This window comes from Prevotella brunnea (genome assembly GCF_008016795.1).
Classification (GTDB): Bacteria; Bacteroidota; Bacteroidia; order Bacteroidales; family Bacteroidaceae; genus Prevotella; species Prevotella brunnea.
This window is the reverse complement of the sequence record NZ_SDIK01000018.1, coordinates 36653-59006: the sequence shown is the minus strand read 5'-3', so window position 1 is coordinate 59006 and position 22354 is coordinate 36653. Positions and strand designations below refer to the sequence as shown.

General features: G+C 48.6%; 13 protein-coding genes. 6 read left to right on the top strand and 7 right to left on the bottom strand.

The genetic code is table 11. The annotated features are described in order from the left end of the window. Positions 1–37: 37 nt before the first annotated feature. Complete coding sequence (locus tag ETF27_RS02890) at positions 38–550, top strand: YcxB family protein (protein WP_025876928.1); 513 nt, start codon at positions 38–40, stop codon at positions 548–550. A 171-nt stretch (positions 551–721) separates the two neighbouring features. On the opposite strand, the gene ETF27_RS02885 is transcribed toward ETF27_RS02890, so the two are convergent. The 7 genes from ETF27_RS02885 to ETF27_RS02855 all read right to left on the bottom strand — a co-directional run bounded on the left by ETF27_RS02885 (position 722) and on the right by ETF27_RS02855 (position 12682). Beyond that, entirely contained in the window at positions 722–2572 is a 1851-nt protein-coding gene (locus tag ETF27_RS02885; RefSeq protein WP_147785472.1) for a glycoside hydrolase family 13 protein, read from the bottom strand. Between the two features lie 32 nt (positions 2573–2604). Next, the gene (gene pulA, locus ETF27_RS02880; protein WP_147785471.1) at positions 2605–4518 is read right to left on the bottom strand and encodes a type I pullulanase; all 1914 of its coding nucleotides are present in this window, start codon (positions 4516–4518) and stop codon (positions 2605–2607) included. Beyond that, on the bottom strand, positions 4515–4820 hold the full coding sequence (locus ETF27_RS02875; protein WP_147785470.1) for a hypothetical protein: 306 nt from the start codon (positions 4818–4820) through the stop codon (positions 4515–4517). Before ETF27_RS02875 ends, pulA begins: the two co-directional genes overlap by 4 nt. A 26-nt stretch (positions 4821–4846) precedes the next feature. Further along, positions 4847–7051 carry a glycoside hydrolase family 97 protein gene (locus tag ETF27_RS02870; protein ID WP_147785469.1) on the bottom strand — a complete coding sequence of 735 codons (2205 nt, stop codon included), beginning with the start codon at positions 7049–7051 and terminating at the stop codon, positions 4847–4849. A gap of 73 nt (positions 7052–7124) precedes the next feature. Then, entirely contained in the window at positions 7125–9818 is a 2694-nt protein-coding gene (locus tag ETF27_RS02865) for a 4-alpha-glucanotransferase (protein ID WP_147785468.1), read from the bottom strand. Between the two features lie 453 nt (positions 9819–10271). Beyond that, the gene (locus ETF27_RS02860; protein WP_130830157.1) at positions 10272–11597 is read right to left on the bottom strand and encodes an SLC45 family MFS transporter; all 1326 of its coding nucleotides are present in this window, start codon (positions 11595–11597) and stop codon (positions 10272–10274) included. A 59-nt stretch (positions 11598–11656) separates the two neighbouring features. Beyond that, on the bottom strand, positions 11657–12682 hold the full coding sequence (locus tag ETF27_RS02855; RefSeq protein WP_130830158.1) for a LacI family DNA-binding transcriptional regulator: 1026 nt from the start codon (positions 12680–12682) through the stop codon (positions 11657–11659). Positions 12683–12952: 270 nt separating this feature from the next. Between ETF27_RS02855 and ETF27_RS02850 the strand changes: the two genes are divergently transcribed. From ETF27_RS02850 to ETF27_RS02830, 5 genes are all read left to right on the top strand, one after another. Beyond that, positions 12953–16054 carry a SusC/RagA family TonB-linked outer membrane protein gene (locus tag ETF27_RS02850; protein WP_147785492.1) on the top strand — a complete coding sequence of 1034 codons (3102 nt, stop codon included), beginning with the start codon at positions 12953–12955 and terminating at the stop codon, positions 16052–16054. 19 nt (positions 16055–16073) lie between these two features. Continuing rightward, positions 16074–17690 carry a RagB/SusD family nutrient uptake outer membrane protein gene (locus tag ETF27_RS02845; protein WP_130830161.1) on the top strand — a complete coding sequence of 539 codons (1617 nt, stop codon included), beginning with the start codon at positions 16074–16076 and terminating at the stop codon, positions 17688–17690. Positions 17691–17760: 70 nt separating this feature from the next. Then, positions 17761–18963: a SusE domain-containing protein gene (locus ETF27_RS02840; protein ID WP_147785467.1), complete on the top strand. Its 1203-nt coding sequence runs from the start codon at positions 17761–17763 to the stop codon at positions 18961–18963. Positions 18964–19014: 51 nt separating this feature from the next. Beyond that, positions 19015–20067, top strand: a complete 1053-nt coding sequence (locus ETF27_RS02835; protein ID WP_130830163.1) for a SusF/SusE family outer membrane protein — start codon at positions 19015–19017, stop codon at positions 20065–20067. Between the two features lie 122 nt (positions 20068–20189). After that, complete coding sequence (locus ETF27_RS02830) at positions 20190–22205, top strand: alpha-amylase family glycosyl hydrolase (RefSeq protein WP_147785466.1); 2016 nt, start codon at positions 20190–20192, stop codon at positions 22203–22205. Positions 22206–22354 lie beyond the last annotated feature (149 nt).

The window sequence follows — 22354 nt, the reverse complement described above, 5'->3', positions numbered from 1 at the left end:
ACAAAATAGTCCTGTAAAGAGCAAGAACTTATAATATATGACACCATTATTTTCCATTACCAATACTATCACCAGAGATGAATATCAAACATTCAATATGGTTGTACTTAAAAAGGAATTTCATTTTGTCAGAAGTTTGATTATTATCAATGTTTGTGCGCTATTTATCATGATGAGCATCATGGGAGAAACACTGATAACTGATTTCAAGCATTTCTGGTGGGGGATTATCTTTATAGTCGTGATGCTATGCTGTACTAATTGGTTTTATTTTACTCGCCCCAAAAAGAAAGCAAACAAGGCTTTTGATGAGAATAAACTGATGCAAAATCAAGAATATACCGTGAACTTTTATGAAGATCACAGCGAACATATCAGCTCTTTTGGCAATTCTTCTATTGCCTATGACAAGCTAACGAAGATAATAGAAACGCCCTCACATTTCTACTTGATGCATAGCAAGGGACAAGGAACTATCATACCGAAAGGCAAAGCTGGAGAAGGGTTCGTTGATTTTATACATAAGATAAAGGAAAAATACAATATCTAAAAAGGAAGTCAAGACTACCGTTCGCTCAAATTTCAGGTTTCAATTAATCAATATGAAACCGCACTATTCTATCGTGTCTTAGCAAGGACAATGTGGTGAGGGCTACCAAAATAAATTGGTAGCCCTCTGTTTTTAGATTTTATTCGTAAGGATGGTAAATCAATTGATTTATTAGAAGGAAAGAATCATTGTTTGCCGTTGGGTCATTGGGATATCTTTCGTCAAATCAATGGTCTTGCCCGTTGTTACATCTGTTGCGGTGGTGTGCTGCCCAATGATTTCGGCATAGCGGGCAACCTCAAGTCGGTTGTCAGTTTGCTTACCGTTGAGGATAGTCAGAACGTTCTTGCCTTTGTATTGGCGGGCAATGACGTAAATGCCGTGATATGGGATGAATTGGGTTTGCGTGCCGTGCGTAATGACTTCGTTGCCTTGTCGCCAATGAAGCAGACGGCTGGTCCAATCGAACATGGCATTCTCGGCTGCCGTGCGTCCCTCGCGGGTGAATTTGTTTGCCTTATCATCAGGGAAACCACCGGGGAAGTCTTTGCGGACATTACCATCGGTTACTTCCTTCGTGCCATTCATCAGGATTTCCGTACCGTAATAGAGCTGCGGTGTTCGGTTCATCGTCAGCAGAAGAGCATAAGCCTGCTTGAGGGCAGTGGAGTCCTTGCCGTTGGCGAGGAAACGGTCGGTGTCGTGGTTCTCGACGAATGCCATCACGGCCGATGGGTTGGCATAGAGATAATCGTAGCACAAGACGTTGTAGATGCGGTTGAGCCCCTTCCACCAATCGTCGGTTTCCTCGTTCTTTGCCATCGATAGCCGGTCGAAGAAGGCGAAGTCCATCACGGTTTTGAGATAGCTGTTACAGTCGGATAGCTTGCTGTCTTTCTGCCAAGCAGCAGGATAGGCGGGTTCTGTCACCCATGTTTCACCGACGGTGTTGAAGTTCGGATATTCCGTGTCGAGGGTTTTCATCCACTGGGCCATTGCCTTTCGGTTGGCATAGGGATAGGTGTCCATGCGGATGCCGTCGATGCCGACGGTCTCTATCCACCAAACGGAGTTTTGTATGAGATATTTGATGACGTGGGGATTGCGTTGATTGAGATCGGGCATAGAGCTTACGAACCAACCATCGACCGTTTCCGCCATATCCACCTTACTGGCATAGGGGTCGAGGACAGGTGTGAGTTTATAGGAAGTTTGAAGACCGTAACCAGGATGATTGAACCAATCTTTCGACGGTACATCCTTGTTCCAAATATGATAGTCGCCGCAGTGGTTGAAAATCATATCCATCACCACCTTCAATCCTTTGGCGTGGCAGGCATCGACGAGCGATTTGTATTCTTCGTTCGTTCCGAAACGAGGATCGACACGGTAGTAATCAGTGGTGGCATAGCCGTGGTAAGTGCTGTACTTCCCGTCGTCTGCAGGCCGGTCGTTTTCCAATACAGGTGTGAACCAGAGAGCCGTCACACCCAGTTCGGTGAAGTAGTCGAGGTGCTGCCGGATGCCTTCGAGGTCGCCACCGTGCCGGAGGCTTGGTTCGTTGCGGTCGCAGCGTTCATCGTGCATTCCTTTGATGATGTCGTTCTTGGGATTGCCGTTGGCGAAGCGGTCGGGCATGAGCATATAAAGCACGTCGGTATTGTCGAATCCCTTGCGTTCTTCGCCTGCCATCGTGCGGTTGAGCAATGAGTATTTAACGGTTGTTTTCTGCTTTCCGAGTGTAAATTCTATGTTCATCACTCCGGCTTTTGCTCCGTCCATATTAAGGTAAAGAAGGAGATAGTTGGGCGAATCCAATCGGACGAGCGAGTCAATTCTCACGCCGGGATAGTTGATGTTCACATCGGCATTCTTGATGCCTTCGCCATAAGCCATGAGTTGCAGCGAGGCATCTTTCATTCCTACATACCAATAGGTGGGGTCAATTTTCTTTATCTTTATCTTGGCATTCACGGTGAGTGTGAGCAGACAGAGTGAAAGCAGTAAGGTAATTTTTTTCATACGGATTGATTGTTTTATCGTTTGTGATGTTTCTAATCGTGGAGGATGAGTGCCGATTGTCCGTCCACCATCACTTCGCCGCCTTCCATCTCGCCGAGTCCGTTTTCATTGATTTCGCCGTTGGTGCAGACGATGGTGTATTTGCCTTGCGGAAGCGTGACGGTGCGAAGTTGGTTGTTGGCATTGAGGATGACGTAGATGTTGTTCCACTTGTCGCCTCCTGCGTGGTTCTTCAGGCGGAAGGCTACGAGACAGTCTTGCACGGGCAGGAATTCCAGATGCTTTCGCACGAGGTCGGCAGTGCCGAGACGGAAAGCTGGATGGTTGTGGCGGAGGTTGATGAGGCCGCTGTAGTAGTTAAATACCTGTGGATAGGCTGTGAGATTGTTCCAGTCGATGCGGTTGATTGAATCGGGGGAGTTGTAGGAGTTGTGGACGCCTTTCTTGTCGCGCAGCATTTCCTCACCGGCGAGCATGAAGGGCACACCTTGCGAGGTGAATACGGCTGTCTGTGCGAGGAGGTCGAGGCGGATAAGTGTTTCGGTGTCATAAGCGGCTTCTGGTATGGAGGCTTTGATTCTGTCCACCAGACACATGTCGTCGTGGCAGCTGACATAGGCTATCATCTGTGTCGGCTCTGCGGCGTAGGGTTGTTTGGAGTAGTTCACCTTTGAGTAGTCCACTTGTGGGTGGGCAATCATGCCGGCTATGCCTGCCTTGATGCTTTCCTCCATTCCGCTTATTCCTCCCAAGAAAGCGGCTTGACGGTCGTCGGAGAATGGTCCGCGGAGTGCATCGCGTAGGTCGTCGGAGAAGGCGGCTATTCCAGGTAGTTGGCTGATGTTGGCTTTCATGGCGAGTTTTTCTATTGGATAGGCACAGGTGCCTGCGCTCCATCCCTCGCCGTAGATGAAGATGGAGGGGTCGATGCTGGTGAGTTCCTTGCGGATGAGGTTCATGGTCTGGATGTCGTGTATGCCCATGAGATCGACTCTGAAGCCGTCGATGTGGTATTCCGTTGCCCAATATTTCATGCTTTCGATCATGAATTGGCGCATGAGTGGTTTCTCTGATGCTGTTTCGTTTCCGCATCCGGAGCCGTTGCTTGGCTTTCCGTCGGCTGTATAGCGGTAATAGGCTTTGGGGAAGGTGCGTTCGAAGTTGCTGCCCTCGATGTCGTAGGTATGGTTATAGACTACGTCGAGTATGACGCGTATGCCGGCTTTGTGGAGTGCTTGCACCATTTGTTTGAATTCGATGATGCGGCGTGTGGGCAGTGTGGCGTCGTAGGAGTAGCTTCCTTCCGGCACGTTGTAGTTCAGTGGGTCGTAGCCCCAGTTGTATTGTGGTTTGTCGGGTTGCGATTCGTCCACTGACGCATAGTCGTAGGAGGGGAGAATGTGCACGGCGTTGATGCCCAACTGCTTGAGGTGGTCGATGGCTTTCTGCTCTGTCAGGGCGAGGTATTTGCCTTTGTGCAGCAGCCCGGATGAGGGGTCGATGGAGAAGTCGCGGTGGTGCATCTCGTAGATGACGAGGTCGGCGGGGCTGTTGGTCGGCAGTCGGCGGTCTTGTTCCCAGCCTGTCGGGTTGGTTTCGCTCATGTCCACGACTGCTCCTCGTGCGCCGTTGCAGCCGACGGCTTTGGCGAACACGCCTGGAGTCTCGCCCCGTCCGATGTCGAAGGTGTAGAATTTTCCTTTGAGGTTGCCTTTGACGGTGGCTGTCCATCGGTTCTCGGCTGCGTGTTGCATCTTTATTTTTTTATAGGCTTTGCCTCCTCGTCCGGCTTCGTAGAGGCGGAGGGTGGGTTTGATGGGTGCGTTGAGCTGGAAGACGGTGGCCTTTGGCGAGTAGGTTATTTCATTGAAAAGCTCCTGTGCCTTTGTTCCTTGCGGGAGCAAGAGGGCTAAGAGGAGGGTCGGGATGAGGTGTTTTGGGTTCATTGCTTTTGTTTTTTTGGTGCCTCCACGGGCCTTTTCAAAGGTGAGATGTGGGGGCGGTTGTTACTATTTTTTCGGTTTCTGGCGGTGAAAATTCGGTTGTTTTTGCTATGAAAATAGGCCTTTTGTAATTGTTTGATTATCAATGCTTTGCAAAACGATGGAAGTACCTCGGAAAAAAGTACGTACTTTTTCATCAAAAAGATCGTACTTTTTCTCTGAAAAGTTCGTACTTTTTTATCGAAACGATTATACTTTTCCGGTGCATCGTCTATTTCTTCTTCATTTCGCTGCGTTGTTTTCATTCGGAAAGCTTGGTAAGTCTGCTTGATTACTGGGCTATCAACATGATTTTCTTCACGGGTGGATTGCTTTCATACAATCGCATGGTGAAACCGCCGCCGGGTGCTTGCTTTATCTTGAGCACGTCGCCTTTCTTCACGCGCTTCTTCTTGATGGTATAGGCTTTCGGATTTTTCTCGTAGTGAGCGTTCTTGGCATCGGCGTAGATGGTGCAGTCGTAGTAGTCGTCGGCTTCGAGGAAGTCGAGCTTTATGACGCTCGTGTGTCCGTCTTCGTTGCATTTTCCGCCGACATACCAGCAGTCCACGTCTGGATAGGGAGCCTTTCGTGCCACGGTGATGTAGCGTGCGGGCTCGGCTTCGAGATAGATGCTCTGTTTCCAGTCGCACGGCACGCCGCGGATGAACTCGAAGGCGTCGGCATATTTCTTGTAGTTTTCGGGCAGGTCGGCTGCCATTTGGAGTGGGCTGTACATTGTCAGATAGAGTGCGAGTTGGCCGACGAGTGTGGTGTGTATGAAGTTCGGGTTGTCGCTCCACGTCTTGAGCTGCGTTTCGAGTATGCCGGGCGTGTAGTCCATCGGTCCGCCCTGCAATCGTGTAAAGGGCAGAATGAGGGTGTGGTCGGGGCGGCTGCCTCCGAATGCCTCGTATTCCGTGCCGCGCGCACTTTCGTTTCCGATGAGGTTGGGATAGGTGCGGCAAAGTCCGGTGGGTCGCACAGCCTCGTGGGCATTCACCATGATGTGGTGCTTGGCGGCCTGTTCCACCACATACTGGTAATGGTTCACCATGGTTTGCGAGAAGTGGTGGTCGCCACGTGGGATGATGTCGCCCACATAGCCCGTCTTCACCGCGTCGTAGCCGTATCGGTTCATCAGATTGAAGGCATCGTTGAGATGTCGCTCATAGTTCATGACGCTCGATGAGGTCTCGTGGTGCATCATCAGCTTCACTCCTTTCGCTTCGGCATATTCGTTGAGCGCCTTGATGTCGAAGTCTGGATAGGGCGTGACGAAGTCGAAAACGTCTTCCTTCCACCTGTTTGCCCAGTCCTCCCATCCGATGTTCCAACCCTCGACGAGCACCTGCTGGAGTCCGTTTTCGGCAGCGAAATCGATGTATTGCTTCACCCTTTCAGTGTTGGCAGCGTGCCGTCCGTTGGGCTTCGCCTTTGCGTAGTCGGTCTGTCCGAGCTTCACCGAGGGGAATTCATCGGTGTAGTTCCACGAACTTTTGCCCACAATCATCTCCCACCATACACCGCAGTACTTCGTGGGGTGTATCCAACTCGTGTCGTCCAACTTGCACGGTTCGTTGAGATTAAGGATGAGATTGCTCGACAGCATCGTGCGGGCATCGTCGCTGACCATCACCGTTCGCCAAGGCGTGTTGAATGGTGTCTGAACATAGGCCTTGTTGCCAGTGGCATCGGGCGTGAGCCACGACTCGAAGGTCATCGTCTTGTCGTCGAGATTGAGGTGCATCGCCGGATAGTTTACCAATGCCGCCTCGTGGAGGTTGATGTAAAGTCCGTCGTCGGTCTTCATCTGCAATGCCGTCTGCACACCCGTTTCGGAGAAGACGCTGACCGAAGAGTTGCCCCAGTTCACAGCCTCGTGGAAGCGCGAGCGTATCTCGGAGAGCTTCGTCTCCTGTGTCTCCTGCTCCTGCGTGTCGTAATCGCCGGGAATCCACCAAGCCGTGTGGTCGCCGGCCATGGCAAACTGTGTGTGCTCTTCCTTTACGATGAAATAATTGAGCTCCTCCTGCTGCGGAAACTCATAGCGCAGTCCCATTCCCTCGTCATAGACCCGAAAGCGGATGGTCATCTTCCGCTTGCTGTCCGGCTGGTAAAGGTTTACTGCCATCTCGTTGTAGTGATTGCGTATCCGGCTCGACTCTCCCCATACGGTATTCCATGTGTTATCGACAAAGGTCCAAGCGGTCTGCAGCAACTCAAATCCGTCCATAAGATCGGTCTCCTCCTTGCCTTTCGACGCATGCTTGTCTTTGGCAAGTTCCAGTCCGAGATACGATTTCCTTATCACTTCCTTGTCCCCAAACCGCATCGTGTAGCAAGGCCGTCCGTTGTCAATGCCGAACGCCACCACCACATTTCCGTCGGGCGATTCTTGTTTCTTCCATACTTCTTTGTTGCTTTCTCCTGTGGTCTGTGCCATCGCCCAAACGGCTGAAAACAGCACTACGACCAACAACTTCAATCTGTTCATATCTGCTTTTATTTGTCCTTCTATATACGAGCAGTGGGACGCATCCATTTGCGTCCCATTGCTCATTGGTTCTTTATCGCCCGGACTGTGCTATCAAGTCCGTGATGTTATGGTTGAAATCATTTGCCTTCATCAGTTCCTCAATACCGATGTGCATGCGGTATCGCCAATAATGCTTCGGATTGGCGGGGACATTGATGCGTTCTGCGTTCGCATCGGCAAGCCGCAACCGCTCATCAATGCTCATCCAGTCCTGAATGCCCAATACGCAAAGCATGCTCGGCGAGGCGAGATGTCGTCCGACAATCTCTCTTGCCGTCCAACCAGGCAGCGGATGCGGAGCCGGTCCGTCTTGATGCAGCATACTGTTAAAATAGTGCTGCGCCCGTTCCCAGTCCTCATCCCACCATTGGCGGAGCGTTGCCATGTCGTGGGTAGAGATAGTGCTGACGCTGCGGTATGGATTGGCACCGAGATGACCAAACGTAACCTTCGGATCTTTCGGCATGCTCTGTATCTCAAGACTGAGTATCTTCAGCTCGTTCATCACCCAAGCCACGCAGTCGGGCACCATGCCCAAATCTTCAGCGCATACGAGCATACGCGTCGCATTGACCAGTTTCGGCAATTTCTTCATCGCCTCCTGATACCAGAACTGATTGTTGCGGCGGTAGAAATAATCGTTGTACAGGCGGTTGAATATCGCCTTGTCACTGTCGTAGAGGCTTTCGTAAATGAAATCCATCTGAACGGTGATGCGGGGGTGGAAGCGATTGGGGTCTTTATGGTCGCGAACGAAGAGTACATCGCTGATGAGCGCATACAATCCATCGCGAATCCAAATGTCGGTGTCGGAGTTCTTCCCCTCGAAGGCTTTTTCCACCTTTCGTTGTGTATCGTATTCCGGGCGCATCTTGTAGCGTCCTCCCCATGTAGGCTCCAAATACTTTTGGCGCACCTCTTCGGCATGTTCGCGAAAGACTCGCTCGAGCACCCAGTCGGCAATGAACGGCTCGGTAAAGAAATCTTCCTGCCAATGCAGTCCGTAGCCTTCTATCTCTTCCCTTGTCATGCCTAAAGCCGGCGAGAACTGTCCGAGCAAGCCATGTACGGAATGTATCGGAATTTCCCAGATGCGGAAGAAGCCCAAGACATGGTCGATGCGGTAAGCGTCGAAATAGTTTGCCATGTTTCGGAAACGGCGTATCCACCATTTACAGCCATCGGCAATCATGGCATCCCAATTGTAAGTGGGGAAGCCCCAGTTCTGCCCGTTGGCAGAAAAACCATCGGGTGGTGCTCCCGCTTGTCCGTCAAGATTAAAGTAACGAGGTTCCGTCCACACATCGCAGCCATAACGACTCACGCCGATGGGAATGTCGCCCTTGAGGATTACGTTCTTGGAAACAGCATACTCGTGCGCTTCTTTGAGCTGACTGCTCAACACAAACTGCACGTAATAATAGAACTCCACACTTTTGTAAGCCTTGTTGCGTGGCGAGGTCAGCGCGTTGCGATCGGCTTCATTCCATTGTTCATGCCCTTTCCATTTTGAAAAGTCAGCCGTACCATATTGTTCCCTCAAGAAGCAATACTGTGCATAAGGCACCAGCCAATGCTCATTCTCTATAAAGAACTCCTTGAACTCCCTACTTGCCACTACACTTTTCCCCTCTTGCGCGTACAACAATCGCAGATAAGCCGTCTTCACTTTGTTCACTCGTTCGTAATCTATCTGAGCGAGTGAGTTCAATTCCCGACGCAACATGCCGAACTCGTAATTTCGAGACTTATCCTTCAACGTCGGCAGACCTCTCAAATCAACATACTGCGGATGGAGCGCAAAGATGGAAATGCAACTGTATGGATAGGAGTCCGCCCATGTGTGTGTGGCAGTGGTGTCATTGATGGGAAGAATCTGCAACACTTTCTGACGCGTAGTGCTCACCCAATCAATCATCTTCTTCAGGTCGCCGAAGTCGCCCACACCGAAGCTGTCATCGGAACGCAAGGAGAAAAGTGGCACCAACGTTCCTGCCACACGAATGGGAGGGAACGTAAAGCGAGCCTCATCCAATTCATAGACCACCGCATCACCATTGTCGATAACAGGCAGTTCCACCACGCGGTTATCGCAGTTTTCCCACAAGGGGGAATAGTCCTTCACCGGATTTTTAATCAGAAACTTAAATTCCGGTCTTCTGTCCGCCAACTTTGTCGCATCAATGGTTATCGCCCATTCATTCACGCCTTGCCGAATCATTGGCAAGGCTCGTTTCTCCTTCCACGCACCCAAAGCCGGATCACTCCCGGCGACGTACAACCGGTCGCCCGCGCCGAGTTGCGGTGCACGCACCTTAAAACACAAGCATTGCTCTTCATCCACTATGTCGGGCTTCTCCGTTTTCATGCCTCCCACGCAGTTGGTAACGGCAGAGGTATAGAGGAACGCATTTTCAGGAATGTCGCGCCAATGATCAAACACCGTGTAACTTCGGGCATTGTCAGCATTGAACAGAAGTTTATGGGGAATTACCTTCCATTCGCAACGCTCCTCCACGTCGCCCACCTGAACATTATAAAAATAATTCAGTTGCGAACCGGGAATTGCCTCATAATCGATGTCCGCCTTCCAACAAATGCCATCTTCAGTGTGCATTCTATACTGTGCGACATCAGAATCGTCCATATTCCTGCCGGTAACAACATTCAGGACAAGGTCTTGTCCGTAAAAAGTATGATATTCTATGCAAAAATGTAATTTCATAGGGTCGTTGATTGGTTTATCTGCTCCAAAGATACTAATAAATAAGCAATGTGGAAACATGTTTTTAAATGATTTATATCAAAAAGTGCGCAAACGTTTGCATTAAAGGTATTTTACCAATGAGCGCGTGTTTCCATGGTAGAGAAATCGCAAAAAATACCGACAATACGAAAAATTCATAATACACTAATAATCAGCACACTACATCTCACGTTTTAAAAGTTCACCTTTTGACTTGCAAAAGCTAAGCTTTTGACTCCTAAAAGCTCACCTTTTGCGAGGCGAAAGCTAAGCTTTTGAAAACAGATAGTTTTTTACACCCGGACGAATGACATTTCTCCCGGAAAATTCGTGCGGTTCCGTTCGCATGGGATAGCAAAAAAAGAAGGCGAACTTGTTTTATCCGTTCGACAAAACAAGTCCGCCTCATGCTTCTTCATTCAAGAAATATGTTTAACGCGTGGGCTCGTCCCGGATGGTCGATACCGACAAAGCACCCAAGACCAATGACACACCGGCAACAATCATCATGTGGCTTTGCACGGAACCCACCACATTGAGAATGGAACCACCCACAAGGGCGGCGATAATCTGCGGTATGCAAATCGTGCCATTGAACAATCCGAGGTAAGTCCCCATGTGTCCGTAGCCCTCCAGTGCATTGGTAACAAAAGTGAAAGGCATTGCCAATATAGCCGCCCAAGCGCAACCAATGAGCAAGAAGGGAACGAACATGATATATGGATCGTGAACGAAAGCCGTCATGGCAAAGCCAATGCCACCCAAAACCAATGAAAGGCTGTATGCCAGCTTCTTGTTCTTGATGAGTGGCAAAGCCATTGCCCACAGCACCGAACCTACCGCCTGAACTGCAAAAAGAATGCCCACCCAGTTGCCGGCCTCTTGATAGCCGGATGTGGAGGTAGCGTTCTTGGCAAGCATATCAACACCCCAACAATTGGCAGCCACCGTGCCGTTGGTGTAAGTCCACATATACATAAAAGCAAACCAACAGAAAAACTGCACCAGTCCCACTTTCCAAAAAGTGCTTGGCGCATTCTTCAACAAGGTTATCCAATCGGCTTTCGACTCGTTTCCGGTCTCCACGAGTTGATGGTATTCGGCATATTCCTTCGGTGGCATCTCCTTTACTTTCGCGGTAGTATAGAGTACGCAGAGAATGAGAATGGCGGCACCGATGTAGAACGAGTATATCACTGAATCGGGAACAATGCCGGCGGGAGCGGTATTGGCAATGCCCAACGCGGTGAAAAAGAAGGGAAAGACAAAACCCACCAAAGAACCGGCGTTACAAAGAAAGCTCTGAATGGAGTATGCCAAGGCTTTTTGTTTCTCGTTCACCTCATCGCCCACAAGCATCTTGAAAGGCTGCATCGCCATATTAATGCTGGTATCGAGAAACATCAACGATACCAATCCGAACACCATGGCTGTGGAAGCAGCCATACCAAAAGAACCGGCATTGGGCAACAAGCACATCACGAGCACGGAAACAGTGGCACCCACAAAGAGATAGGGAATGCGCCGACCAAAGCGTGTCCACGTCTTATCGGACAATGTCCCGACGATGGGTTGAACCAAGATGCCCATCAGCGGAGGGAGAATCCAAAAATAACTCAAGTTGTGTGGGTCGGCTCCCAACGTAGCGAAAATTCTGGAGATGTTGGCACTTTGCAAAGCGTAGGCTATCTGTACGCCAAAGAAACCGAAGCTGAGGTTCCACAACTGCCAAAAAGTCTTGTCTGCTCTCTGTTTCATTTTTTTATTGTTTGTTGTTTATTGCAATAGAATTTAAATGTATTCATTGAAGATTGAGACTATCGAGATGTGCCTCGCACGATGAGTCGCGTACGCACCACGCGCTTTTCCACCGAATCCATGGGCAATGCACCTTCCACTTTATCAATGAGAATGTTCGCCGCCTCCTCTCCCACTCTTATTCCGCGCTGCTCCACGGTAGTGAGCATGGGGTCGCAGGCAGTCGCCCGCACACCGTTGGTGAAACCACAGATAGAAATGTCGTCGGGCACACGCAAGCCCATGCGCTTGCACGAATAGAGAATACCAATGGCTGTATCGTCGTTCACGGCAAAAAAAGCATCGGGAGGATTCTGCAAGGTGAACATATCGGGCGTGATGGCTTCAGCATCGGCACGATTGTCGCACATTCTTATTAGTTGGTCATTGGGCTGAATGCCATTCTTCAACAGTGCATCACGATACCCGTTATACCGATTCTTTCCTATCTCGAGGTTGAGGGAAACACCATAAAAAGCGATGCGGCGGCAACCGGTATCAACAAGATGGGTAACGGCGGAAAAAGCTCCCATGTAATCGTCCACCACCACCCGGCTGGCATTCACTCCGGTGCTGATGCGGTCGTAGAAAACCAAGGGAACCCCTTGATCCATCAGGTGTTTGAAGTGGTCGTATTTCACTGTATCTTTTGCCTGCGACACGATAACTCCGCAAACTTTGTTCTCATAGAACGAACGACAAATATTCACTTCGCGCTCGTATCGCTCATCGCTTTGCGCCACCATGACGCGATAACCTCTGGCAGAAGCCTCCTCCTCAATACCGGCAAGAACGGTGGAAAAGTAGAAATGCGTAAATTGGGGAACAATAACGCCGATAATCTTCAATGGTTGCACCTTACTTTTGCGCAAGGTCTCGGCTATCAGGTTGGGAGTGAAGTTATGTTCGCGCGCATAACGCTGTATCGCCGCTCGCTTTTCCGATGAAATCCGGGGACTGTCCTTCAAGGCTCGCGACACCGTGGCAACCGAAACACCAAGGTTTCGGGCTATATCTTTCATTGTTAAATTTCCACCTTCTTGCATAGGTTAAGATTGTCTTTGGTTGAGAAATAAACTTTTTGTAGGGCAAAAATACAAATTTTTACAATATAATTGACCCATATCAATTATTTATCGTATATTTGTGTGTGCAAACGATTGCGCAAGTTAATTTGCATTTTCAAAGAAAAAAAAGTGCAAAATAGCTCAAAGAGGGTTACCTTTGCCTTCAGTAAGTCTTGGCAGACTATTAACCGAGAGAACAAACAAGTAATAAACAATTTATTCTATATTATTAACTTTAGCAACAAAATGATGAAGCAGGTAAAAAGCAAATTTCCTGTCAGGATGTTCACCCTTCTACTTGGGTTATTCCTGTCAATCGGAGCCTTTGCGCAAACAGTTGTCAAAGGACATGTACAAGATGCTACCGGAGAAGCGGTGATAGGTGCTTCCATTCTTATTAATGGAACCACAGACGGCACCATGACCGATCTCGATGGCAATTTCACACTCAGTGTGCAACCGGGTGCTACACTCACCATATCCTATATCGGATATCAAAAGCAACAAGTTACGGCAAAAGACGGAATGGTAATCACCCTTCAGGAAGATGCCGCACAAATGAACGAGGTTGTGGTAATTGGTTATGGAGCGGTGAAGAAGAGCGACCTCACGGGGTCGGTACTCGCCATGAAGCCGGACGAGAAGAACAAAGGCGTAGTGGTAAACGCGCAGGACATGTTGGTAGGAAAAGCTGCCGGCGTTAGCGTAATTTCCAACGATGGCACGCCGGGTGGAGGCACACAAATCCGTATTCGCGGCGGCGCATCTCTGAACGCATCAAACGACCCTCTTATCGTGATCGATGGTCTGGCCATTGACAACAATGGTGTAAAGGGCGTTTCCAACATCCTCTCAACAATCAACCCTCAGGACATTGAAAGCTTTAACGTCTTGAAGGACGCATCGGCAACAGCCATCTATGGTTCGCGCGGTTCCAACGGTGTCATCATCATCACTACCAAGAAAGGACGTAAGGGACTGAACATTTCTTACGCGGGTAGCGTTACGATGAGTATGAAGAAAAAGACCATCGACGTGATGGACGCTTATCAGTATCGCGATTTCATCAAGAATATCTTTGGAGAAGACAGCGATCCATACAGAATGTTGGGTACGGCAAACACGAACTGGCAAGATGAGATTTATCGCACGGCATGGAGCCACGACCATAACGTAACGGTTTCGGGCACTACACAGATGGGAGAAAACAACAATTTGCCGTATCGCGTATCCATGGGCTATACCAATCAGCAGGGCATCTTAAAAACATCTGATTTCAAACGCTACACAGCTGCTGTGAACTTGAGTCCTTCGTTCTTCAACGACCATCTGAACATGAATTTGAACGCAAAGGGCATGTATGCCAAATCACAATTCGCTGATGGTGGTGCGATTGGTGCCGCTGTTTGGATGGACCCCACTCAAGCCGTCAATGCTTTCACATCACCATTCCACACGGCAATGCCCGGAATCGACCAAACACTTAAAAACTTCGGAGGTTATTTCCAATGGCCCACCGATGGTTCTTCATTGAAAGACAATCAATGGAAACACACGAAATTTAACGAGGCTACTGCCAACCCACTCTCACTTCTCAACCAAATGGACGACCACGCTAACAGTCGTGAGTTCATTGGTAGCGCCGACTTTGATTATAAAGTTCACGGCTTCGAGGATTTACGCTTACATCTCACATTGGGTGCTGACATCGCAAAAGGAAAACAAACAACGAACAAATTGCCGGGCTACCCCGGAGCGATGTATTATGGTTCCTATGGATATGAGGAGATTTTCAAACGTAACCTGTCATTGAGTGCATACGCGCAATATTATAAGGACTTCAACAAGATGCACCACTTCGACATCATGGCTGGTTACGAGTATCAGAGCTTCTATCAGGACAAGAACAATGATTACATCGGCTACTACCCCTTGACCAATAACGACGCCTCAGTGGCAGGTACGGCACGTCCACACACTCCTTATTATTTCGCGACCGACCATTATTTGGTATCTTTCTTCGGACGCGCAAATTATATTTTAATGGATCGTTACATGATAACGGCTACGGTGCGCGATGATGGCTCTTCGCGCTTCAAAGACCATTGGGCAGTATTCCCATCATTCGCTTTCGCGTGGAAGATTAAGGATGAAAACAAATTCAAGGATATCAAATGGCTATCCGACTTGAAGCTCAGATTGGGCTGGGGTATGACCGGACAGCAGGAAGGCGTTGCCGACTATGCATGGATACCCACTTACGAAAAGAGTTCGGGAACTAACGGTTTCTATCCACTCATCGACATGAACGGCGATGGAAAGATTACACCGGAGGATGGTACGCTCTACCGCCCGGCAAACTATACACCCGATTTGAAATGGGAAACCACTACCACTTATAACGCCGGACTTGACTTCGGACTTTGGAATCAGAGACTGACCGGTTCTATTGATTGGTACTTCCGAAAAACTACCGACCTTCTGAACTATGCACCATACGCGGCTATGGGATTATTCAAGAATCAGGCATGGCAAAACATCGGCTCGATGAACAACACCGGTGTGGAAATCCAACTCGACTGGAAAGCCGTTAGAGCAAAAGACTTCTATTGGACCATCGGTTATAACTTCACCTACAACTATAATAAGATTACAGACTTGAACGGAGTAACCACAGGAGGTATGCCTGTAGAGACCGGTCCCGATGCCGGAGGACAATTTAACAAGGTATTGGCACATCAGGTTGGCTTTGCTGCTAATTCTTTCTACGTCTATCAACAGGTGTATGATAAGAATGGTAAACCCATCGAAAATCAGGTGGTTGATCGTAACGGCGATGGACAAATCAGTTCTGCTGACCGATATCTCTACAAGGCTGCAACGGCACCCGTAACAATGGGTATGACTTCACGCATGGACTATAAAAACTTCGACTTCGGTTTCACCCTACGTGCAAGCATTGGCAATTACGTTTTCAACAACATCGCTGCCACATCTGCCAACGTAAGCCCGGGCGCCATCTACGCTCAAAACGCTTACATAGCCAACCGACCCATCATGTCGCTTGAAAAGAATTGGCAAACGAATGAGAACACGGCGCAGCAATCCGATCTCTACGTACAGAATGCCAGCTTCTTGAAGTTGGACAACATCACGTTGGGCTATAGTTTCACGAATCTGTTCAAATCAAACGCTTGGAAAGGAATGAGCGGACGCATATACGCAACGGCTTCCAATGTTCTCACATTGACTAAATATGACGGGATTGACCCGGAGACAAATAATGGTATCGACAATAATCTTTACCCACGTCCCTTCTCCGTTATCTTAGGTTTGAACCTCAATTTCTAACATTTCAATCGAAGCAACAATGAAAAATATATTAAAAAACATGGTTCCAATGGCAACACTCGCTTTAGCGATGAGCCTTTCGTCCTGTATTGGCGACTTGGATAACGCGAAAAATCCAAAAGATCCCAATATCAGCACAGAATATAATGTCATAGGAGAGTACAATAAGTGTTACGCAAACTTGGCTCTTCCCGGAAACGGTGGTGCCAACGGCGACTCCGACCTCGATGGTTACGATGGTGGAACAGCGGGATTTATCCGCCAAATGTGGAACGCTAACGAGCTTTCCACTGATGAGGCCATTTGTAGTTGGGGAGACCCCGGCATCGCAGAGTTCGTCTATAATACATTCGGAGCTTCTCATCCGATGACCGCAATGTACTATTATCGCCTGACAACGGGTATCACTTATTGCAACGATTATCTCCAGAAAGCCGGCGATTACGACAAAACTATGACGGCAGAGATTCGCTTCGTTCGCGCACTCCATTACTTCTACCTCATGGACGCTTTTGGAAACATTCCTTTCAGTCTGACAACGGTGGAAAAACCCAAACAGGCTACACGACAGGAAGTTTACGACTTCTTGGAGAAAGAGCTCTTGGAGATTGAACCAGATTTATTGGAAGCAAAAGCACTCACCTCAGATCAACCTGGTTATGGTCGTGCCAATAAGGCTGCCGACTGGATGCTGTTAGCACGACTCTATCTCAATGCAGAGGTATATATAGGTAAAGCGCAATGGCAGAAAGCAGCAGACTATGCCAAGAAAGTCATGGACTCTGACTTCCAGCTCAACACCACTCCCACTGGAAGATGGAGTGCTTACCAGAAACTCTTCATGGGCGACAATGGCGAGTCAAGCGCAGCGAAGGAAATCATTTTCCCCATTAAGGCAGACGGTTTGACTACAACAAGCTATGGTGGTTCGCTCTTTGTCATTGCCTCCACGTTCGATGGCAAGATGCACGCAGACAAAGATAATCCCGATGCTACCAATGGTACAACGGGTAACTGGGCCGGTAACAGAGCTCGTCCGGATCTCCTGGCAAAGTTCTTCCCGGCAGGCAATGCGCCACAGGTGCCATCTTACGAGATGACCACCAAAGCATCTGACGACCGTGCCATCTTCTGGGGTGTTGATCGCAAATTGGACAACGCCACACAATCCACATTCACTGATGGCTATGCGGTAGCAAAGTTCTTGAACTTCCATTCCGATGGTTCCAACACCCACGATGCCCAATTCCCCGACATGGACTTCCCATTGATGCGCGCAGCCGAGGCCTACCTCATGTATGCTGAAGCAGAAGCTCATCTTAATGGCGGCACAGCAACGGGTAACGCTGCCAAAGCCATCAACGCTCTTCGTGAGCGCGCCAACAACCCCAACCTCAAGACTGCTTATACGCTCGATGAGATTTGCGATGAATGGAGTCGTGAGTTCTACTTTGAAGGAATGCGACGCAACACGCTCATCCGCTTCAACAAATTCGGTGGTAACAACAATTACAATTGGACATGGAAAGGCGGTGCGAAGAACGGCAGAAACTTCTCTGAAACGCGCAACATCTATGCTATCCCCGACAAAGACTTGGGCGCGAACACCAATTTAAAACAGAACCCGGGTTACTAATACGATACTGCAAGGAGCCGTAAGCGACACGCAAAGGCTCCTTCGCAACAAAACAAAATACAGAACGAATATGAAAAAGATATTTAGTTTAGTCATGCTGATTTGCTGTGTGGGCTTATTTACGGCATGTTCCGATGACAGGGATGACAATCCCATTCTCCAACAGCCGAGCACTTTCACACTCAATCAGCCGGTTTATTCAACAGGAATAGACTTATTGAATGCCAAGACCATCACTTTCACATGGTCGCAACCCGATTACGGTTTCCCGGCAGGAGTGGAATATCAGTTCCAAGTTTCAAAGGATGGACAGTTCACTAAGGAGTTTGATGCCAACGGTGATCTTGACGCACAACTTGGCGTAGCTAATTACGTTACGTTGATAGAATCGTATAAAACGTGCAATGGACTGCTCTTCACCAAAGACATGGCGAAAGCAATGCAGCAATTGAACGGCTATGAAGAGGGAAAAGTACCTGCAACGATGGATGTCTGGGTGCGCTGCCTCGCCAATACAAAAGGAGCGCAGACGGTCTATTCCAACGCCGTTAAGCTGACCGTTGTTCCTTATTATGTGGAACTGAAGGATGCCGTTCCTGCCACATGGTATCTCATTGGTAGTTGCATTGGAGACGGCAAGTGGACCAATGCTGCCGATGCCATCGGTGTTTCCATGATGCCTCTCTATACAAAGGCAGGCGAGACCTACGACAAGGCAACCGGTGATGGCAAGTTTGAATACACGGGTTACTTCCCCGCTGATGCCAATTTCAAGATTGTGAAGACTCCGGGCGATTGGGATCACATGGTATGGTGTTCTGACGGAACGCCACTCGGAACATCACTGCGCGACGGTGGTTCGGATCCGGGAAACATTACCGTTCCGGCAGCAGGCTATTACACCATCACGATGGACACCAAAGCTCTGACTTGTGTCATCAAACCTGCAGCGACCGTTCCCACAACCACCTACGCAAAAATAACAATGCCCGGCACACAGAACGGATGGAACGAGAAAGAAGGAAACCCGATGACTCCGATCTTCGCTTCACCGGAGAACCACGACTGGTTCACCACTATTACATTCGATGAGAATTCTCCCATTGAAGGTGGTGTTAAATTTGCCATAGGCAGCTGGGACGAAAGCTGGGGTATTGCCGAATTCCCATTCGGAGTGGCATCCGGCTCAGCCAACATTCCTTATAAGAAGGGAACGTACAAAGTGTTCTTCAACGATTTCACAAAACAGTTCTTCTTCATTGAGCAACAATAATTTCAGAACCAAACGCGGAGCTTCGGCTCCGCTATAACAAGGAGTTTCAAAATGAAAAAGATATTCTATTTATTAAGTATCGTTCTTCTCGCAAGTTGCGGAGGAAGCGACGACTATACGGATTGGGCAGACCCCATCAGCAACGAAGCACAACCCGGAAAGACAGTGAGTTTTACGGCTACAGCCGAGTCAGGTATCATCGATTTCGCACAGGTTAAGACTGAAACCGTCAAGTTGTTCACGCCCGTGATAAAGACTGACGACCCCATCGCAAGCCAGACAACAACCATTACACTCTACAACGCGAAGAAGACTGCCAACTATATTCTTCAAGCTAACGAGGAAGGCTTCGTAAGCGTGGCAGAACTACAGAAAGCCATCGAGAAGCTCTATGGCAAGGCCGGCGACCCGCGCTCCATTCCTGCCACAGTAAAGAACACAATTGTTCTCGCAAGGGGTGAAGCCTTCACCAACACGGTGGATATCATCGTAAAGGCACAGCTTATTGCTCCCGACTTCGCAGAGTTCATCTACATTGCCGGCAACAGCAACAGTTGGGGCGATAAAGGTACGGACAAGATGCGCAGCAAAGAACTGGATGGCAACTATTTGGGTTATTACTATCTGGAAGGCGAATTCAAGTTCCGCAGCCATGAAAGTTCATGGGAAGCTCCGGACTGGGGCAAAGGCGGAGCTGATGGCATTCTCGTGGAAGAAGGCGAAACAAACATTCTCGTTCCCACACCGGGCTTCTATCGCATCAAGGCAAGTTTGGCAGATGGCACTTACTCCATTTCACCAATTAAAATAGGAATCATCGGCAGTGCTACCCCCAACGATTGGAATTCCGACGCCGACATGACTTATGACAAGAACGAAAAGGCATGGACGTGGACGGGAGATTTGAAAGTAGGCGAAATGAAATTCCGTGCCAACGGTAATTGGGATTTATCGTGGGGTGGTTCAAATGACAATTCATACAGCTTCGACGACCTGACCGAGAACAACGGTAAAAATCTGAAAATCGATGAGGCAGGAAACTATACTGTCAAGCTCTATATTTCTTACGAAGGCAACCATAAAGTAGTCTTCAAGAAGAACTAACAGACTGACATTGCTTTCATAACCACAATGAGGAGAGAATGCTCAGTGCATCCTCTCCTTTTTTTCGCAATATGCCAGACAAATAAATACCAAACATCAGGCAAACATAGAAAAGAAACATCATGAAAAAAATATTTACGCTGCTTACATTATGCTGCATTGCTCTTTCCTCACTCGCACAAGGGTGGCAAGACAACTATAAAGGTGTAATGCTGCAAGGATTTTATTGGGATTCCTTCGACGATACAAAATGGACCAACTTGGAAGCACAGACAAATGATATCGTGGACTTCTTCGACCTTGTATGGATTCCTCAAAGTGCCAAACCAAGCCATAATCCTTCAATGGGCTACGACCCTCTCTATTGGTTCAGCGACTACACCAGTTCGTTCGGAACGGAAAAGGAACTGCTTAGCCTCATCGACACATGGAAGAAAAAAGGGATAGGCACGATAGCCGACATCGTCATCAATCATCGTGGGAACGTGAGCAACTGGTTCGATTTCCCTACGGAGACCTACGAAGGAGCAACCTATACCATGCGAGCAACCGACATCGTGAAAGACGATGACAAAGGAAAAACTCAAGCCGAAGCCACGAAGCAGGACGTCTCGCTCAGCCAGAACAACGATACCGGAGAGGGATGGGATGGCATGCGCGACCTCGACCATCACAGCCCTAACGTACAAAAGACGGTAAAGGCATACCTCAACATGCTGATCAATAAATTTGGTTACTCAGGTTTTCGCTACGACATGGTAAAAGGCTACGCCGGTAGTTTCACCGGGCTTTATAACACTGCCACACAACCGCAATTTTCAGTAGGTGAATATTTCGACAGTAACCTTGCGAAAGTGAAAAACTGGATAGAAAGCACCCGGACAGGGGGCGTCATCACCAGTGCCGCTTTCGATTTCCCACTGCGATATGCCATCCGCGATGCGGTGAACAACGGCAATTGGGCTGCATTGGACGGACAAGGATTGGCAAAACTCACCGATTATGCTCGCTATGCGGTAACCTTCGTAGAGAACCACGACACGGAGGATCGAGGAGGCGGCAACACGCAAGACCCGATAAGAAACAACATTTCGGCAGCCAACGCTTACATCATGGCCATGCCGGGAACACCTTGCGTTTTCCTGAAGCATTGGCAAAGTTGCAAGAAGGACATCAAGAACATGATAACCGTGCGCAAACTATTAGGCATCAGCAACCGAAGTACGGCAACCAAACTCGTCAGTGGCAACGATTTCTATGCCATGGTAACAAAGGGTGACATGGGCAACCTGCTTACTGTCGTGGGGCCGGCGGCTACTTTCGCCACACAATCGAAATGGATAAAAATCACCGGTGGAGAGAATTGGGCATATTATGCCGACAAGAACACGTCGAGTTTCGCTTGGGCGGATCTGCCAAGTGGAAGTTACGATGGTGCACAAAGCGTCACACTGACAGCTGTTACGGGAAATCCGAATGCGAAGATTGTTTATACTATAGACGGAAGCGACCCCAAAGCAAGCAGCTCCATGGCTGAAAACGAATCGAAGATAACCATTCCGGAAGGAAAAGCCACCACGCTGAAAGTCGGTTTGCTCATCAATGGGACTGTTACCGGCATTAGCACTCGCCACTACGACATCGTTGATTTCCAACCTTACAACATCAGTGTATATGTAAACGCAGATAATGCGGACGAAACATGGGCTGAAGCTAAGACTTCAAGCCCGACTCCTTCCATCAACTATTATTACTGGGGAAGTGCGACAAGCAGTCCGTGGCCCGGCAACGCGGTAACAACTACCACGGAGAGAGGTGGAAAAAGATATTTCGTAAAGCAATTCCGCATCAACTCTTCGTCCGATGCCATCAACTTCGTGTTCAACATGGGGATGAACAAATCGCAGACAGTGGATGTGATGAACATCCGACAAGACACCTTCATCGACATTTCATCGCAGAAAGACGATTGGAAATACAAGGTAAACACCACGACAGCCATCCGGGGCATCGAGTGCGAGAAAGCCGGAAACACTAACGAAAGTCCCTATTATTACAATTTATCCGGGCAACGACTCAAGAAGCCGGTACAACCGGGAATTTACATCCATAAAGGCAAAAAAATAATAATAAAATAACGGCACGTTCCGAATCAAAACAGAGATTACTAAAAAAAAGGGAATGCAACTCTTCAAAACAGAAAGCTGAACACTCAAAAGATTTTTTTTGCGAAAAATACTTGCGAAAGATCAGCACTTAAATTCTAAAAGGTCATCTTCCACAATAC

Excerpts from the sequence above, each read along its gene's own strand:
- ETF27_RS02890 (WP_025876928.1), top strand. The coding sequence starts at position 38 with ATGACACCATTATTTTCCATTACCAATACTATCACCAGAGATGAATAT.
- ETF27_RS02885 (WP_147785472.1), bottom strand. The coding sequence starts at position 2,572 with ATGAAAAAAATTACCTTACTGCTTTCACTCTGTCTGCTCACACTCACC.
- pulA (WP_147785471.1), bottom strand. The coding sequence starts at position 4,518 with ATGAACCCAAAACACCTCATCCCGACCCTCCTCTTAGCCCTCTTGCTC.
- ETF27_RS02875 (WP_147785470.1), bottom strand. The coding sequence starts at position 4,820 with ATGAAAACAACGCAGCGAAATGAAGAAGAAATAGACGATGCACCGGAA.
- ETF27_RS02870 (WP_147785469.1), bottom strand. The coding sequence starts at position 7,051 with ATGAACAGATTGAAGTTGTTGGTCGTAGTGCTGTTTTCAGCCGTTTGG.
- ETF27_RS02865 (WP_147785468.1), bottom strand. The coding sequence starts at position 9,818 with ATGAAATTACATTTTTGCATAGAATATCATACTTTTTACGGACAAGAC.
- ETF27_RS02860 (WP_130830157.1), bottom strand. The coding sequence starts at position 11,597 with ATGAAACAGAGAGCAGACAAGACTTTTTGGCAGTTGTGGAACCTCAGC.
- ETF27_RS02855 (WP_130830158.1), bottom strand. The coding sequence starts at position 12,682 with ATGCAAGAAGGTGGAAATTTAACAATGAAAGATATAGCCCGAAACCTT.
- ETF27_RS02850 (WP_147785492.1), top strand. The coding sequence starts at position 12,953 with ATGAAGCAGGTAAAAAGCAAATTTCCTGTCAGGATGTTCACCCTTCTA.
- ETF27_RS02845 (WP_130830161.1), top strand. The coding sequence starts at position 16,074 with ATGAAAAATATATTAAAAAACATGGTTCCAATGGCAACACTCGCTTTA.
- ETF27_RS02840 (WP_147785467.1), top strand. The coding sequence starts at position 17,761 with ATGAAAAAGATATTTAGTTTAGTCATGCTGATTTGCTGTGTGGGCTTA.
- ETF27_RS02835 (WP_130830163.1), top strand. The coding sequence starts at position 19,015 with ATGAAAAAGATATTCTATTTATTAAGTATCGTTCTTCTCGCAAGTTGC.
- ETF27_RS02830 (WP_147785466.1), top strand. The coding sequence starts at position 20,190 with ATGAAAAAAATATTTACGCTGCTTACATTATGCTGCATTGCTCTTTCC.